Consider the following 16,698-nt stretch of genomic DNA (forward strand, 5'->3'; position numbering starts at 1 on the left):
GGGGGGGGCGGACCTTGCCCATGCCCGTTGCTTTCCGAGTTCTCGCAGGGCGTCGAGTTGCTCGGCGGTGAGATTGTCGCGTCTGGCGCGGGCGTTTGATGTCCGCGCGGCAGCGGCGGGATCTGTTCGAGCGGTTCGGCCTGTGGACTGTCTATGGACGATGCAGTCTGCGGTCGGCTGAGGGATCCTGCGGTCGGCTGCTTCGGCAGGTCGGCGCCGAGGCTGGTGCGGTGGTGAGGTCTGGTGGGGCGTTGCGGCCGGCTCCGCTGTCGTGCGCGATCACCAGAGTGGCGGCGGTGCGTGCACCGCACCGCCGCGGGCTCCCGCCCCGGAGGGGGGTGTTCCGGCATTGCACCAGGGCGATGTGCTGCGGAGGTCTGCACCGTGCCGTGCCGTCGAGGGGGCTTCACTCTTTGTAGGTGGGGGTTGCGTGCGGCGGGCTTCCCCGGTTCCTGGTCTCTTCTCGCCGGGCAGGCAGGCGGGCCCGGTGAACTGACCTTACGAGGACCAGAGACCCCCGAACAACGTCAAGTCCGTGAACACTGACGATGCCGGGTGGACATGGTCGATCTGTTCGGGGGGCCGGGACCGGGGTGTCGCCGCGCAGCAGCTCGGTCTTCGGGTGGCGGGTATCGAGCACGGCCCTTCCGCGTGCGCACCCCGGCGTGCGGCCGGGCTGGACACTGTCGAAGGCGGCGTCGGCGCCTACCGCCCCGAGGGCTTTCCCGCAGCGACGGATCTGATGGGTTCACCCCCGTGCCGGCCGTACTCGGCCGCAGGCGAGGGAGCCGGGCGGCGGGCACTGGACGCGGTGCTGCACGTCGCCGCGCAGGTCGCTGCCCGCAGGGTCATCCAGTGGGTCTGGCCACGCGGCGACGGACGCACCGGCCTGGTGCTGCTGCTGGAATCCCTGTGCTGGACCCTCCAGGTCCTCGGCGCGGGTCGCTCGTGCCGCACCGTCATGTTCGAGCAGGTACGCGCCGAGGAGTACGGCGTCCCGCAGGCCCGTGCCGGCGCTGTGCTGGTGGCCCGCCGCGGGCGACCAGGCGGCTCTGCCCCGCACCGGCCCGCTGCGTGCACAGCGAAGGAGCACTCCCGGATGAGCGCCGTGGCCCTTAGTCGGGGGTGGGGCTGGTGGTGGTGGTGGTGAAGACGGTGTGGGTGTTCTGGCGGCCGGTGATGTGGTGGGTGGTGGTGTGGTCGGGGTTGGTGGTGTGGGTGAGGTGGATGTGGGTGGGCTGGTCGAGTTCGGCGTAGTGGTGGAAGTGGGTGGTGGTGTGGGTGGGGGTGAGGTGGGGGTGGGTGGTGGCGGTGGCTTGGTGGGCGGCTTCGAGGAGGACCATGCCGGGGAGGTGGTCGTCGGTGTGGTCGAAGAGGATGGGGTGGTTGAGGTCGGGGGTGAGGAGCCAGGTGCGGGGGGTGGTGGTGGGGGTGAGGACGACGTCGGTGGTGCGGGTGCGGCCGACGGTGGCGGGGGGGAGGGGGTTGCGGTGGGTGGTGGGGTGGTAGGGGGTGCCGGTGTGGGGGGTGCGGTGGTTGCGCAGGCGCTGGTAGACGGCGGGGGGGATGGTGGAGAAGGTGCCGGCGCCGTGGGCGATGGGCTGGTTGTCGCGGTGGAGGGTGAGTTCCATGCGCAGGTGGGTGGCCATGCCGCGGCGCCAGGTGATGTCGGTGCAGTGGGCGTCGAGGGTGAAGTCGGTGGGGCGGGAGGTGATGGTGAGGTGGCGGGGGTCGGTGGTGTGGGTGAGGTTCCACATGACGAAGCGGTGGCCGAGGGGGACGCCGAGTTCGGCGTGGGCGAGGAACATGCCGGTCTGGCGGAAGGTTTCGGCGACCTGGAGGGGGTCGTGGCGTCTTCCGTCGGGGCTGGTGAACAGGGCGTGGGTGCGGGGCCACTGGCCGGTGAGGGTGAAGCGTTCGCTGCTGCGGGCGGTGCAGCCGGTGAGGAAGACTTCGGCGAGGCTGGCGCGGTGGACGTATTCCCTGGGGACGGTCGTGGTCAGCCGCGGCAGTGTCGGCAGACCGGTGTCGTGTGGAGCGGTGTGCAGACTCATGGATATCCCCCGTCTTGGAACTGTGTTCGATGACGACGACGCCTCGTAAGATACGGACCTACCGGTTTTGTTGGATGGGCCCGGAGGTAAAGGATTGGGCAAGTGTCGTGGTCGGCATCGAAGGAAACATTCCGTTTGGGGGGTTCGGCCGGACCGGTTTCTCCATGATCATTGCCGTCCCTGCACAGGAAGGGCTGCATCGTCACAGTCCGGCCGCCGGTACGCGACCCCGGACGAAACAAGAAACAAACCTTGCTCGCGGTTTTCTTCGTCTATGATCCGCTCACCGCAAGACCGCAAGACCGTTGCCCGCATGCCTCGTTGACCGGCGAGAGTGCAGGGCCGCTGGTTGGCAGGGCCTGTTGTGGGTGCCGGCCGCGAGACCCGCGGGCCGGCTGACGGCTGGGTGTGCCGGGTGGGCGGGCCTTGCCGGGCTTTGTGTTCGGCCGTGTTCGTCCTGTCCTCTGCTGGATCCGCTGCTGGTGGGTCCGCTGGCTCTGCCGCTCCGCCGCTCCGCCGCTCCGCTGGCTCCGTGGGCTCCGTGGGCTCCGTGGGTTGTGTTGGGTTGCGGGTCTGGTGGGTCTGGTGGTCCGGCTGGTGTGGTGGTTCGCTGTTCCCCCGCTGTCCTGCTCGTCCGTTCGACCCGCTGGTGGTGCTGTGGTGCTGTGTGGTTCGGCTGGTTGGCCGCCTTCCGCTGGTTGGTCGGCCCGGTCGGCGGCTCGCCGGCCGGCTGGCCGGCTGGTCTGGTCTGTCTGGCCGGTGGCCCGGCCGGCCTGTGGCCGGGTCTGCTGTTCGGCTGGCGGGCCGCTGGTCCCGCCTTGGCGAACTGTCGGAGTGCAAGACCCGGTTGTTCCGCGCTGTGGTGGTCTGCTGGTCCGGGGCCGCACTGTTGTGCCGGACCTGCTGCTGGGCTCGTCGTTGCGGCCGGCCTGCCGGCCCGGGCCGCACCGCAGGACCCGTGGAACCTGTCAGGCCCGCTGGGATCCGTGAGCCTGGCTGCGCCCGGACCGGCTGGGGTCCGCGAGGCCCGGCCGGTCCGTGAGGCGGGTGGGTCCTGTAGGTCCGCTGGGACCCGCAAGCCGGTTCGAGTTGTCAGTCCGCTGGACTCGCCGGTGGGTAAGCCCGCCGGGATCGGCAAGACCCGTAAGGCCCCAGGCCCGTGAGATCGCTGGACCCGTGGCACCCGCACGACCCGCTGGAACTGCAAGGCCCGTACGACCGCAAGGCCCGTGGGTACCTGGGCACGCTGGACCGCGAGAGCTGCACTGCGCGTGAGCCCGCTGGACCGTGGTTCGGTTAGGCCCGGCTGGGCCGTAGCACCCGCAAGACGGCAAGACGGCAAGACGGCAAGACGGCAAGACGGCAAGACGGCAAGACGGCAAGACCCGTAAGGCCCCAGGGCCCGCTGGACCCGCGAGACCGGCAGGGCGTAAGACCCCTACGGCCCGCTGGGCCGGCGAGACCTGTGAGGCCTGTGAGACTGCGGGTCCGCTGGGCGCGTAGGCCCGTTGGGTCGACCGGGCTGGTGGAGCTGCTGGGATCCGCACGACCTGCGAGGCCCGTAAGACCGCGGCACCCGTGAGACCGGCTAGGCCCGTACGACCGCAGTACCCGCAAGACCCGTACGACCGCAGTACCCGCAGGACCCGCAGTACCCGCAGGACCCGTAAGGCCCGTACGGCCGCAGTACCCGCAGGACCCGTAAGGCCCGTACGGCGCAAGGCCCGCAGTACCCGCAGGACCCGTACGGCCCGTACGACCGCAGGACCCGTAAGGCCCGCAGTACCCGCAGGACCCGTGAGATCTGCGAGTCCCGTGAGACCGGCGAGGCCCGCAGGACCCGTAAGCCCATTGGTTCGACCGGGCTCGTGGGCCCGTCGGGACCTGCAGGACCCGTAGGCCGCAGCATCTGCAAGTCCCGTACGACCGCAGCACCCGGAGACCCGCTGGATCCGCTGGGCGCGTGGGCCTGTTGGGCCTGCACGACCCGTACGACCGCACGACCCGTACGACCGCACGACCCGTGAGACCTGCCGGGCCCGTTGGACCGCGGGCCCGTTGGACCGCAGGACCCGTGAGACCTGCCGGGCCCGTTGGGTCTGCGGGGGCGGTAGGGGCTGTGGGTCTGCTGGGTGTGGGAGGCCGGGGCGGTGTCTGGGCGGGTGGGGCCGGGGTGCGGTGGAGTGCCGTTTGTGTGTGTTGGTGTGCTGGTTCGTTGATCTGTAGGGGAGGCAGTTCGTGGGTGGGATGGCGTGTCCTTTGGTGTTGGATCCGTTCGGCAGGGATCTGTACGGGGAGGCGGCGCGGTTACGCGGGGCGGGGCCGGTGGCGCGGGTGGTGCTGCCGGGCGGGGTGGTGGCGTGGTCGGTGAACCGGTTCGATCTGATCCGGCGGGTGCTGGCCGATGACCGGGTGTCCAAGGACGCCTACCGGCACTGGCCGGCGTGGATCAGCGGTGAGGTGGACGAGTCGTGGCCGCTGGCGATGTGGGTGTCGGTGCGCAGCATGCTCACCGCTCACGGCAGCGAGCACACGCGGCTGCGCCGGCTGGTGGCGGGGGTGTTCACCGCGCGGCGGGTGGCCGAGCTCGCTCCGCGGATCGGGGAGATCACCGGTGAGCTGCTGGACCGGCTGGCGCGGGTTCCGGCGGGTGAGGTGGTGGATGTGCGCCGCGAGTTCGCGTACGAGCTGCCGATCCGGGTGATCGCCGAGATGCTGGGTCTGGACGGCGGGGAGAGTGAGGCGTTCCACCGGGTGGTGGACGTGCTGTTCACGACGTCGACGGATGCGCGGGCGGCCCGCGCGAACCAGGCGGAGCTGTACGGGCTGCTGGATCGTCTGGTGGCGCGCAAGCGTGCGGTGCCGGCCGCGGATCTGACCAGTGCGCTGATCGCGATGCGGGACGAGGACGGGCAGGGGCTGACGGAGAGGGAGCTGGTGGACACCCTGCACCTGATCCTGGGGGCGGGGCACGAGACGACCGTCAATCTCCTCGATCATGCCCTGTGTGCGCTGCTGGCCGCCCCGGGGCAGCTGCGTCTGCTGCGGGAGGGGACGGTGCCGTGGGAGGCGGCCGTCGACGAGACGCTGCGGACCATGGCGCCGGTGGCGACGATCCTGCTGCGGTTCGCGGTGGAGGACATCGACCTGGACGGCACCGTGATCCCGGCGGGCGAGCCGATCGTGCTCTCCCTGGTCGCGGCGGGCCGCGATGCGGACACGCACGGCGCGGACGCGGACACCTTCGACGTCACCCGGCCCACCCGCCGTGATCATCTGGCCTTCGGGCACGGCGTCCACCACTGCGTGGGCCGCCCGCTGGCCATGTGCGAGGCGCTGACCGCGCTGCCGGCGTTCTTCGCCCGGTTCCCCGATGCCCGGCTGGCCGCCCGGCCGGATCAGCTGGGCCGGCTGGAGTCGTTCATCTCCAGCGGCCACACCGCACTGCCCGTGGTGCTGCGACCCGCGTCCTGACCCGTCCCGCGCGAAGAAATGAGGCCCCTTTCCCATGTCCCACGCTTCGCTGCACGGCCTGCGTCTGGCCGCCGTGGACCTCGACGGCGTCCTGCTCGACGACACCTTCAGCCCGGTCATCCACCGCCTCGCCGAACAGCACGGCCTCGCCTGCACACCCGAGCTGGAGCGTGCCGTCTTCTCCCGGCCCCGCGCTCAGGCCGCCCGGGTCTTCCTCGACGCCGCCCGCTCGGTCAAGGACCCGCAGGAGGTCATCGACGCCTACTTCCGTGAACGCGACCGCTACCTGAAGACGCATCCGGTACACGTGATGCCGGGGGCGCCGGCCCTGCTGCAGCGGCTGCGGGGCCTGGGGCTGGACGTCGTGTGCTACGGCGGCCTGGACCACCGCCACTTCGAGCGCCACCTCGGCAGGTGGGCGTCGTACTTCACCGCACCCCGCTACATCTGCACCGACACCTTCCGTCCCGGGATCGAGGAGATCACCCAGGACGTCTTCGGCCTCGAGCACGGCCAGGTCCTGTTCATCGACGACGTGGCCAGCGTCGCCGAGCGGGCCCGGGACCTGAACGTCCCCTTCATCGGCCACCCCTCCCGCTTCGCCCACGGCTTCCAGCGGCGCCTGATGCGCGAGACGGGCGTCAGGTACCTGGCGGACCGCCTCGACGACATCGACGAGACGATGCTGCACGCCCTCGCCCGCGAGAACGCCGCCGGCACCCTGTGGCACCACACCCCTCACCCTGTCCCGGCCGCCGCCGGCGCCGCCCCTGCCGGTACCGCGCCCGCCGCCGGTGCCTCCTGCGCCGTGCCGGTCGGGCCGGTCCCGTCCGCCGCGGCCGCTGCGCAGGCCGGGCCGGCGAGAGGGGTGTCGTCGTGAGTGGTGTCCAGGCGGGCCCGCTGGCCGGGAAGGTCGCGCTCATCACGGGGGCCGGCAGCGGTATCGGGGCCGCCGCGGCCCGGGTGTTCGCCGAGCAGGGCGCCGCGGTCGTCCTGGTCGGCCGCCGGGAGAGCCGGCTGCGTGCCCTGGCCGGGCAGCTGGAGCAGGCCGGTCACCGGGCGGCGTGGCGGGCCGCCGATGTGCGCGATGCCGAACAGGTCCGCCACGCCGTGGAACACGCCGTGGACCGCTACGGCCGCCTGGACGCCGCCTTCAACAACGCCGGGGCCGGGGTGGAGAACAAGCCCCTGCACCTGCTCGAGGACGCGGCCTACGAGAGCGTCATGGACACCAACGTGCGGGGCGTGTGGAACTGCCTGCGGCACGAGATCACCGTCATGCTGGCCGCCGGGTCGGGCGCGATCGTCAACACGAGCAGTGTCGGGGGACTGGTGGCCTCCTCGACGGCCGCCCCCTACATCGCCTCCAAACACGCCGTGATCGGTCTGACCAAGGCCGCGGCCGTGGAGTACGCGGCGCACGGCATACGGGTCAACGCCATCGCCCCGGGACTGACCCGCTCCGAGATGGTCGACGCGTGGTTCGCCGCCGACCCGGCCGCACAGGAACGCTCCTGCACCTCCGCGCCCCAGGCCCGGGCCGCCGACCCCAGGGAAGTGGCCGAGGCGGCCGCCTGGCTGTGCAGCGACCGCGCCAGCTTCGTCACCGGCACCACACTCGCCGTCGACGGAGGCCGCACCGCCCGATAACCCCCCGCACCGACCCGGCACCCCGGCCACCCCGCCCGGCACCCCGGCCACCCCGCCCGGCGCACCGGCGCGGTCCCGCCCCAGGGGCCGGTCGGCCGGTGTTCCGGGGGCGGTGTGGTGTGCGGTGATTACCCGCCCGGCCCCGGGGCAGACAGTCACGAGAGGGTAAGGTACGTAACGTTCGGTTTTTAATCCTCCTCGAGGAGCGCTCCATGGCACGCCAGGAACGTGCAGTACGGACCCGTCGTGCTGTTATCAGGGCCGCGGCGGAGGTCTTCGCCGAGCGGGGCTATGCCGCGGCGACCATCGCGGAGATCCTCGAGCGGGCCGGCGTGACGAAGGGGGCGCTGTACTTCCACTTCGACTCCAAGCAGGCCCTGGCGCGCGGTGTGATCGACTCCCAGCTCACCGCCGACTACTGGGTGCCGCGCGAGCTCAAGCTCCAGGAGTGGGTGGACGCGGGGATGACGCTGGCCCACCAGATCCCCCGGGACGTCGTGCTCCTGGCCGGCATACGCCTGTCCGCGGACCTGGAGAGCCGGCGGCTGTTCGGAAGCGCCTGGCCGGCCTGGATCGACCTGTCCAGGGGATACCTGGAGACGGCCAAGGACCGGGGCGAGGTACTGCCCCACGTGAACCCCGCGCAGACCGCGGAGGTCTTCCTGGCGGCCTGGCTCGGCACCCAGATCTTCTCCGAGGCCGTGTCCGACATGGCCGATCTCGGTGAGCGGGTGATGACCCTGTTCAACCACATCCTCCCGGCCATCGCCACGCCCGCGGCGCTGATCAGGCTGGACACGGCCGCCGACCGGGGACTGCGGGTGATCGAGGAAGTGGAACGGGCCCGCCAGGCGGAACTCGTGCCCACCGAGGCCTGACCCGGCCCGCCGCACAGCCCCCGCCTGCCGCGGCCTCCCGCCCGCCCCCGGCCCGCCCGCCCCCGGCCCGCGCGGCCTCCCGCCCCTGGCCCGCGCCCCCGCCCGTCCCCGGCCGGGTGCGGCCGTCCGGCCCCGCCGAACAAAACCACCCGGATAGTTTCTTCCTCCGCTTGCCCTGCCCGGGCCCGCCGCGCCGCGGGCACGGCGGGCCCGGGCAGGGCGGTACCGGCCCGGGGTGGCCGGTGCTCCTCGCCCCGGACGTCCCTGCGGAACATACTGAAACAGCGGTTTCCCCTGCCGTCCGCAGCCCCGGACGGCACCCCGGCCGCACCCCGCCCGCCGTCCGTCCGTCACCCGCCCCGCCCGCGCCCGCTTCCTGTCCGCTCCCGCCCGCACCCCGCCCGGCCGGCGGCGGCCCGGCCCCACCGGGGGCAACCCGGGGCGGGGTGCCGACGGGGGCGGTTCCTGTCTGCTGCCGGGCGCGCCAGGGTTCTTCCCGCCGCGTGGTCGTGTCGACAACCTGGTAAACAGACCGATCATGCGGTTTGCTATTGTCCCGGGAACGGGAATGCCGCAGGCCCCGGGGCCGGCCGGAGAGATCCATTCCTGTTCCGCTGTGCCACGAGGAGGTCGTGATGGTCAAGCAGGAGCGGTCGGTGCGCACGCGCCGGGCCCTGGTCCTGGCGGCGGCCGAGGTGTTCGCCGCCGACGGGTACGCGCTGGCCTCGCTGACCGCGATCAGCAGGCGGGCCGGGGTGAGTTCCGGTGCGCTGCACTTCCACTTCGCCAGCAAGGACGACCTGGCCCGGGCCGTGGAGGAGGACGCCGCACGCTCGGTGCGCGAGCTGGCCGAGCCCGGCGCGGGCGCCGCGGCGCCGGCGCTGCAGTCGCTGGTCGACGCCACGTCCGCCCTGCTGGCCGCGGTGGCCCACGATCCCGTGGTGCGGGCCGGTTTCCGCCTCAGCGCCGACCCCTCGCGCAAGAACGGGGCCGATCTGCTGGGCTGGTGGCACGGGCGGGTGCGCCGGTTCGTGCTGCGGGCGCAGCGGGCGGGGGAGCTGGCCGGGGGCATCTCGCCGGACGCCGCCGCCACCGTGATCGCGGCCGCGACCGCCGGCTTCGAGGCACTGGGCGCCGCGGACGGCACCTGGCTGTCGGGCGAACGCCTCGAGGAGTTCTGGAGCCTGCTCCTGCCGCCGCTCGCCGCGCCCCGCGGTCCCGCCCCGGCACCCGTACCGGTGTCCCCGGGGCACGCCCCGGCCCCGGCACCGGGGGGCCGGGCCACGGAGAACATCCAGCAGGCCACGGGACACATCCAGTAAACAGCGCGCCCGGTTGGTTAGCAGGGTGCTGCCGGTGCAGGTCCGCCGGCTCGTACCCGGCACCCGCGTCCCTTATCTCCCCATGTGTACGCATGGTGCGGCGGCGTGATGCAGTCCCGCTCGGGTCCGGGTCGACTCCCGGCGGGCCGCTTCCCCGAGCGTTGACAAACCGCATGTGCTGTTTTTTAATGGGGTGATGCTAGGGAACCGCTCCAGAAGGCGGCCAGGGCGAGTGGGGGAGACGGCGTGGACATCGACGTACTGGGCACACTCGCCGTGCGGGAGAAGGGCGTGTCGATCACGCCGACGGCCCCCAAGCCGCGGCAGGTCCTGGCCCTGCTCGCTCTCAACGCCGACCAGGTCGTGCCGGTGGGCACCCTGACCGAGGAGCTGTGGGGGAGTACGCCGCCGCGCAGTGCGCGTCCGACGCTGCAGACCTACATCCTCCAGCTGCGGGAGCTGATCACCGCCGCGCTGCAGGGCGACGCCGGTGAGAGCGGCGGCGAGTGCGCCGGGGGCGGTGGGCGTTCGGCCAAGGACGTGCTGCTGACCGTGCCCGGCGGCTACCTCCTCAAGAGCGGTCAAGGCGTCAGCGACGTACGGGAGTTCGACCGGCTCGCGGGGGCCGGTTACCGGGCCATGGACGCCGACGACCCGCCCCGGGCCGCCCGCCTGCTGCGCGAGGCGCTCGCCCTGTGGTCCGGCCCCGCCCTCACCGACGTCCACACCGGCCCCCACCTTGCGACGCAGGCCAAACGCCTGGAGGAGAGCCGGCTGTGCGCGCTGGACCAGCGCATCGAGGCCGACCTGCGCCTTGGCCGGCACCGCGAACTGCTCGCCGAGATGACCGTGCTGGTCAGCCGCTACCCCACCCACGAGAGCCTGTACGGGCAGTACATGCTGGCCCTGTACCGCTCCGGCCGCCGCGGCGAGGCCCTCGACGCCTACCAGAGGCTGCGCGCCACCCTGGTGCGCACCCTGGGCCTGGAACCGTCGGCGGCGCTGAGCAAGCTCCAGCGTTCCATCCTGATGTCCGGGCCCGACCCCGTGCCCGCCCGCCACGCGGCCGTGCCGCCCGCCGCCGTGGGCTGAGGCGCCCGCCCCCGGGGGCCGGGGCCTCCGGCGCGGATCGAGCGCCCCTCCAGGCGGTGCGTGCACGCTGGAGGCAAACCTGCCAGGAGGGGATGACGCATGGTGGTGCAGCAAGCGCACCCCGGCCGGCACACGCTGCCCGTGGCCGCACCCGCCCACGTCGTCTACGGACTGCTGGCCGACGCCCCCAACTGGCCGCTCCTGCTGGCCGGGCACCTCCACGTCGAACGCATCGACCTCGCCCCCCACCACGGCGACGGGATGCTGGAACACCTGCGGACGTGGCACCTGCACGCCGGGCACGTGCGCTCCACCCTCACCCGGCGCGTCCTGCACCCCGCCGCCTTGACCATCGGCTTCGAACAGCAGGACACCCTCCTGCCCGGCACCCCCCTGCGCGGCACCTGGACCATCCAGCCCCACGGCCCCGCCCGCTGCCTGGTGACCCTGCACCACGAACCACCCCCCGCCGGCGCCGTCCGGCCAGACCCACCGACCGAACTGGAACAGGTGCGCGAGAGCGCCGAACGGTGGCAGCACCTCGACGAACTGCTGCTGTCCTTCACGGACAGCATCCACATCCAGGGCCCCGCCGAACTCGTCTACGACTTCCTCTACCGCATCCAGGACTGGCCCGACCTGCTCCCGCACGTCGAGCGGGCCGACGTGCAGGAGGACCAGCCCGGCATCCAGTTCGCCACCCTCGACACCTGCGCCGCACCGACAGGACTCACCGCCACCACCGGCCAGGTCAGGCTGTGCTTCCCGCACGCCGCACGGATCGTCCACCAGCACACCGCGATGCCCCACCCGATCGCCGCCCACAGCGGGGAATGGTCCCTGGAACCCGAGGCCGGCGGCGTACGGGCCGTCTCGGTGCACCGCGTCCTGCTCCGCGCCGAAACCCTCCCCGCCGCACCCGGCCCCCACGACCGGCTCACCGACGCCCGCCGGCACGTACGCGCAGAACTGGGCCGCGCCAGCACCGAAACACTGACGCTGGCCAAATGGCACGCCGAGAGCGCCGTACGGCGACTGCGATGACCACGCCACCGAGCACCGAGACGAGGAACACGAGGAGGCCGGCGATGGCCCTGTCCCTGCCGGGCACCCGCCCAGGCCGACGTACCGCGACGGCGCCGGACGGCGGGCGGCCCCGGCTGGCCCGCGCCTACGCCGACCTGCCCCCGACCGTCCGCGTGGCCCTCACCGCGATGCGCCTGGAAGCACTGCTGGGCGACCCCCACGACCCGGCCAACCCCTACGGATGGCCCGCCCTGCACACGCGCCGCACACCGCCCCCGCCACCGGCCGGCGCACTCGCCACCACCGGGCACACGCACCCGCACGCACCGCACGGCGCCGACCAGGACGCCCGGCTGCTGCGCCCCCTCTTCCGCCGCGACCTGGCCCTCGGGCACGCCTGGACCACCCGGTACGCGGAGCCAGGTACCGGCCCGGCCGCCGGCCTGCTGGGCCCGGCCGGGCTGCTCGCCGCGACCGGCACCGTCCTGCGCCTGGCCGTCCGCGCCGTGGACCACCTGCCACCGCGCGGTCCCGCCACCGCCCAGTGGCAGCCCGTGCTCGCCGCCGCCTTCGCCGACCTGCTGGCCTGCGAAACCCTGACCGCCCTGGCCCTGCGGGCAGCCACCGCACACCACGCCCCGGCCGGTGACGCCCCGGCCGGTGACGCCCCGGCCGGTGACGCCCTGGCCGACGCCGTCGGATACGTCGTGCCGCTGCTGGCCGGCGAGGTACTGGACGACCTCCAGCTCGTTCTCGGCGAGAGCGGGCTGCCGCCCGCCGGCACCGAGGAAAGACTCCTGGCCAAGGTCAGCGCGGACCGGGCGGCGGCAGGCGCCGGCCCGGCAGCCGCTGCCTGCCAGGCACGGCTGGCCGGCTCCCTCACCCACCTCACCGACCCCGCACAGCACACCTCGCCACCGGGCACCCTGTTCCACCTGCACGACCCCGCGCCCGTCACCCGGCCCGCGCCCGCCGACGCCCACGGCGCCGTCGCCGCCGCCCTGCCCGCCGCCGCACACCCGCACCACCACCGCGACGGCGGAGGCGGCACGGATCCGGTCACCGCCGCGCTCACCCGCACCGCCCGGCGCCTGGCGGCCGAACAACGCCTGCTTAACCAGGCCTGCACCACCCCCGGCACCCCCCACCCCGCCGGACCGGCCGGGCCGGACGATCCGGCCGCCCGCGCACTGGCCGACCGCCACGCCCTGCTGCTGACGGCCGCCGCGGTCCTCGGCGTCCGCGAGGCCGCGGCCGGGGCACGGCTGCGGTTTGTGGGCGCACCCCACTGGGCGCTGCTCGCCCTGAGCCGGATCACCGAGCGGCTCGGCACCCCGCTGCCCGGCCCCCTGCCGGCCGTGCACCCCCTCCTGTGGAGCGAACTGCTCACCCGCACCCGCCGCGGCGTCGACTGCGACGTGTACGCCACCAAGGTGCTGTGGTGACCGGCCCCGGACCCGGCCCGGGCCCCGGCTCGGGGCGGGTGGCAGGCGGTGCGTCCGGTGCGGCACGGCGGGTGCCGCCCTGTCACGTGCCCGGCCCGCAGGGACCGTGGGAGCAGGTCATGGAGCAGGTCGAGCAGACGGGCCGGGCAGTGGTCCACACCCTGTGGGGCCAGTGGCTGACCCCCGTCCTGCTCGACCCCGCGCTGCGCACCCTGCTCGGACGTGACTGGCCGCGCTACCGCCGGCACCCCGAGCCGGACGGCCGGCTCGGTTTCGCCGTCTCCCGCCTGGTCGTCAAGCACACCGTGGCCGCGGCGCTCCAGGTGCCGGCCGACCGCCTCGATCTCGCCTACCGGCTGGGCGGACGGCCGCTGGTACGCGGCCTGGACACGGACGTGCACGTGAGCCTGGCCCACACCGGCGAGCTGGTCACCGTCGCCGTCAGCCGCGACGGCCCCATCGGCGTGGACGCCGAACCCGTGGACCGGCCGGTGTCCTGGCCCGCACTGCGCGAGCAGATGTGCACGCCCCAGGAGGCCGAACGGCTCACTGCCCTGCCCGACGACGAACGCGCCCGCCACCTGCTGCGGCTGTGGACGCTGAAGGAGGCCTACACCAAGGCGCTCGGCCAGGGCCTGCGCCGGCGGTTCACCGCCTTCGGTTTCACCTGGGACGCCGAAGGCGGCGCCGCCCTTCACGGCGACGGGCACGGCGCGTGGTCCTTCGCCACGCACGTGGTGCAGGACCGGTTCCTGGTGAGCGAAGCCCACCGGCGCCGACAGGAGCCGGAGCCGTGGCCGGTGTCCGGCGGGGGATGAGCGGGCCGCTCACGCCCGGCGAGGAGACGAAGCGGTGCACACACGAGGTGGACAGGAGGGCAGGGGGCCGGTCCGTTCTGCGGGGGCAGGGCGGGCCGGCGCCCGGGTCAGCGGATGAGCAGCGACCACTCGCCCGCGGGCGCCGTCTACGCCGTCGTGCACGAGCCGCCCCCGGCATCTGCCGAAACGCCGCTCGTGTTCGAGCTGTGCGGGCCGCACACCGCCGCCGAGGCCGCCGCGGTCGCCGCCCGGATCACCGAGCGCGACCCGGCCCGCCGCGTCGAACTGGACGACGACCCGTCCGGCCGGCACATCCTGCGCATCACCCCGCCCCCGCCACACCCGCCCGACCAGCCCGACCCGCCCGACCGGCCCGTCCCGCCACACCCGGCACATCCGTCCGGCCCCCCGGGCCCGGCGGACCTTACGGACCCGGCAGGTGCGGAGCCGTTCGCCTGGGACCTGCTGGCCGACCTGCTGGCCGCCCCCGGGACACGGACCGTGCCGGTGACGGGGCATCAGCGTGACGTGCTGCTCGCGGCCGTGACCGGCCCGGCCGGCGGCGGCCGGCACGTGGAGCAGCTGTTCTGGGACTGGCTGGGGCCGCTGGAGGCCACCCGGTTCGCCGACGCCTGGCAGACGGTCGCCGAGCGGGAGGCGGTGCTGCGCTCGTCCTTCGACTGGACGGGCACCGCCCGCCTCGTCCTGCACGAGGCGGTCACCGTCGAGGTCGTCAGGCACGTGCCCGGCGCCGTCCGCTTCAGCGAACTCCTGCGCCGCGACCGCGACCGCGGTTTCGACCTGTACCGGCCGGCACTGCTGCGGGTGCACCTGCTGCAGGGACCGCCCGCCGCCCCGGACGCCCGCGACGGCTCGCCGACCCGGGTGCTGGTCACCTACCACCGGGCACTGCTGGACGAGCGCGGCGCCCGCCTGCTCGTCGCGGAGTTCTACCGCTCCTACCTCGCCGGCGGCATCCTGCCCGGCGGTGAACGGCGCCCCGACATCCGCGACCACGCCGCCTGGCTGCCCGGCCAGGACACCGCCGCGGCCCGGGCCTACGTCACGGCCGCCGCGCCGCCGCCGCACGCCGCCGTCAGCCCCGGCCGGCCCGGCGACCGGGCGGGGCACACCGACGGCACCGGACGCATCCAGCGCCGCCTGCGCCCGCCCCAGACCGCGCGGCTGCGGGCCTGGGCCGCACAGCGCGGAGCGGGCGAGAGCAGCGCCCTGCACGCGGTGTGGGCGCTGCTGCTGTACCGGGCGGCAGGCGCGGCGGGGCCGGCGCCCGTCGCCTTCGGCGTGCACCTGTCCGGCCGGGACCTTCCGATGCGCTACGCCGCCTCGGTCCCCGGGCTGCTGGGCAACGCACTGCCGGTGACCGTCACCGTCGACCCCGCCCGGCCGCTTGAGGAACTGCTGCTCCAGGCCCGCGACGCCGCCCTGGAGATGTCCGGGTACGCCTGGGTGCCGGGCGAGCGGATCCGGCAGTGGAACGGCGGCGATGCGACCGAGACCACCGTCCGCTTCGACAGCCATCCCCGCCTGCCCGAGCACCTGCGGACCGAACTCGCCGCACAGGGCATCCGCGTGAGCGCGGTGCAGAGCGCCGGCGGCGACACCGTCCGGCCGGTCACTCTCGTCGCCCACTACGACACCGAGGACGCCCTCGTCCTCACCGCCCTGTACGACCGTGCCCGCGTCAGCGACACCGACGCCTCCGCCACCCTCTCGCAGTGCCTGCACCTGCTGCGCTGCCTGCCCGGCCACCACGACGGCCCCACCCGCGTCGCCGACGTCCTGGACCTGCTGCCCGCCGCGCCGGTGCCCCGCATCGCCCGCCCGCAGCCGGATGGAAGCCGGCCCGGACTGACGGTGCTGCGGCCCGGCCGGCCGGCCGCGGTCGTCGTCTGCCTCGTCCAGGTCCCCGGCACCACCCCCGGCATCCACGAGGCGCTGGCCCGCGCCTGGGAGGGAGCAGAACGCATCGTCGCCCTCGGCCTCGCGGGCCCCCAGGACATGCCGCCGCCCGCCCTGCGCCGCCTGCTGGGCGAGCCGCGGCGGCTGGTGCTGTGCGGCTGCGGCCCGGCGGCCCCGGCCGCCTACGCCCTCGCCCGCCGGATGGCGGCCGAGGGCGGCGAGGGCCCGCTCGTGGTCATGACCGGCATCGGCGACAGCGCCGCCACCGCCCGCGCCCTGGCCCGCGCCCTTCACACGGTGCGGGCCCGCACCGCGTGACAGCCCGCGTGCGGCCCGTTCTCGAGCGGGCCGAGAGCACCTCTTGAGCGGCGTGCTGGACGGTGGCCCGAAAGGCTGGAGGACACACATGGGCGACACCGACGCACACCCGGCCCTGCGCATCGAACGCGGCCGGGCCAGCGACGAGGAACTGGCCGCACTCACCGCCGTCCTGCTGCTCGCGCTCCAGCAGCGGGCGGCCACGGACACCGACACGGACCACCGGCCGGCCGGGCGGGCCCGGTGGAGCCGGCGGCCCAGCGGCCACCGGGGATCGCGCAGCTGGCAGTGACGGCCGGCCCGACCCCAGAAGGGAACTGACGACATGTCGACGACCATTGCTCCCGCATCGGCCCAGGCCGCACCGGCCGACGTCCGCGGCCGGGTCGCGGAACTGCACGGCATCCGTGCCCAGGCGGCGGCCGGGCCGAGCGAGAAGGCGACGGCGGCGCAGCACGCCAAGGGCAAGCTGACCGCGCGCGAGCGGATCGAGCTGCTCCTGGACCCGGGTTCCTTCCGGGAGGTCGAGCAGCTGCGCCGGCACCGGGCGACCGGGTTCGGCCTGGAGGCCAAGAAGCCGTACACGGACGGTGTGATCACCGGCTGGGGCACGGTGGAGGGCCGCACCGTCTTCGTCTACGCGCACGACTTCCGTATCTTCGGCGGTGCGCTGGGCGAGGCCCACGCCACGAAGATCCACA

General features: G+C 74.1%; 14 protein-coding genes. 13 read left to right on the forward strand and 1 reads right to left on the reverse strand.

Translation table 11 applies throughout. The features are described from left to right. The first annotated feature begins 535 nt into the window (after positions 1–535). Entirely contained in the window at positions 536–1,150 is a 615-nt protein-coding gene (locus IEZ05_RS35815) for a DNA cytosine methyltransferase (protein ID WP_189234509.1), read from the forward strand. Here IEZ05_RS35815 and IEZ05_RS35820 read toward each other — a convergent pair. Next, positions 1,116–2,054 carry a ScbA/BarX family gamma-butyrolactone biosynthesis protein gene (locus IEZ05_RS35820; RefSeq protein WP_189234510.1) on the reverse strand — a complete coding sequence of 313 codons (939 nt, stop codon included), beginning with the start codon at positions 2,052–2,054 and terminating at the stop codon, positions 1,116–1,118. The genes IEZ05_RS35815 and IEZ05_RS35820 overlap by 35 nt on opposite strands. 2,367 nt (positions 2,055–4,421) lie before the next feature. Between IEZ05_RS35820 and IEZ05_RS35825 the strand changes: the two genes are divergently transcribed. The 12 genes from IEZ05_RS35825 to IEZ05_RS35880 all read left to right on the forward strand — a co-directional run. Next, positions 4,422–5,528 carry a cytochrome P450 family protein gene (locus IEZ05_RS35825; protein WP_229870012.1) on the forward strand — a complete coding sequence of 369 codons (1,107 nt, stop codon included), beginning with the start codon at positions 4,422–4,424 and terminating at the stop codon, positions 5,526–5,528. 34 nt (positions 5,529–5,562) lie between these two features. Then, positions 5,563–6,408, forward strand: coding sequence for an HAD family hydrolase (locus IEZ05_RS35830; protein WP_308426992.1), 846 nt, complete (start codon positions 5,563–5,565; stop codon positions 6,406–6,408). Further along, positions 6,405–7,178 carry an SDR family NAD(P)-dependent oxidoreductase gene (locus IEZ05_RS35835; RefSeq protein ID WP_189234512.1) on the forward strand — a complete coding sequence of 258 codons (774 nt, stop codon included), beginning with the start codon at positions 6,405–6,407 and terminating at the stop codon, positions 7,176–7,178. Before IEZ05_RS35830 ends, IEZ05_RS35835 begins: the two co-directional genes overlap by 4 nt. Before the next feature lie 212 nt (positions 7,179–7,390). Continuing rightward, on the forward strand, positions 7,391–8,056 hold the full coding sequence (locus IEZ05_RS35840; RefSeq protein WP_189234513.1) for a ScbR family autoregulator-binding transcription factor: 666 nt from the start codon (positions 7,391–7,393) through the stop codon (positions 8,054–8,056). 635 nt (positions 8,057–8,691) lie between these two features. Further along, a complete protein-coding gene (locus IEZ05_RS35845) occupies positions 8,692–9,378 on the forward strand; it encodes a ScbR family autoregulator-binding transcription factor (protein ID WP_189234514.1) in 687 nt (228 codons plus the stop codon). A gap of 246 nt (positions 9,379–9,624) precedes the next feature. Continuing rightward, complete coding sequence (locus IEZ05_RS35850) at positions 9,625–10,470, forward strand: AfsR/SARP family transcriptional regulator (RefSeq protein ID WP_189234515.1); 846 nt, start codon at positions 9,625–9,627, stop codon at positions 10,468–10,470. A gap of 99 nt (positions 10,471–10,569) precedes the next feature. Further along, positions 10,570–11,514, forward strand: coding sequence for an SRPBCC family protein (locus IEZ05_RS35855; RefSeq protein WP_189234516.1), 945 nt, complete (start codon positions 10,570–10,572; stop codon positions 11,512–11,514). Positions 11,515–11,558: 44 nt separating this feature from the next. Further along, positions 11,559–12,941, forward strand: coding sequence for a hypothetical protein (locus IEZ05_RS35860; protein WP_189234517.1), 1,383 nt, complete (start codon positions 11,559–11,561; stop codon positions 12,939–12,941). Between the two features lie 119 nt (positions 12,942–13,060). After that, complete coding sequence (locus IEZ05_RS35865) at positions 13,061–13,759, forward strand: 4'-phosphopantetheinyl transferase family protein (protein WP_229870013.1); 699 nt, start codon at positions 13,061–13,063, stop codon at positions 13,757–13,759. 114 nt (positions 13,760–13,873) lie between these two features. Further along, a complete protein-coding gene (locus IEZ05_RS35870) occupies positions 13,874–15,997 on the forward strand; it encodes a condensation domain-containing protein (protein WP_189234519.1) in 2,124 nt (707 codons plus the stop codon). Between the two features lie 88 nt (positions 15,998–16,085). Then, a complete protein-coding gene (locus IEZ05_RS35875) occupies positions 16,086–16,289 on the forward strand; it encodes an acyl-CoA carboxylase epsilon subunit (protein WP_189234520.1) in 204 nt (67 codons plus the stop codon). A gap of 33 nt (positions 16,290–16,322) precedes the next feature. Next, the coding region (locus IEZ05_RS35880) for a carboxyl transferase domain-containing protein (protein WP_308426993.1) at positions 16,323–16,698 on the forward strand (376 nt) is incomplete at its 3' end.

It is taken from the genome of Streptomyces flaveolus, from assembly GCF_014648815.1.
Taxonomy (GTDB): Bacteria; Actinomycetota; Actinomycetes; order Streptomycetales; family Streptomycetaceae; genus Streptomyces; species Streptomyces flaveolus.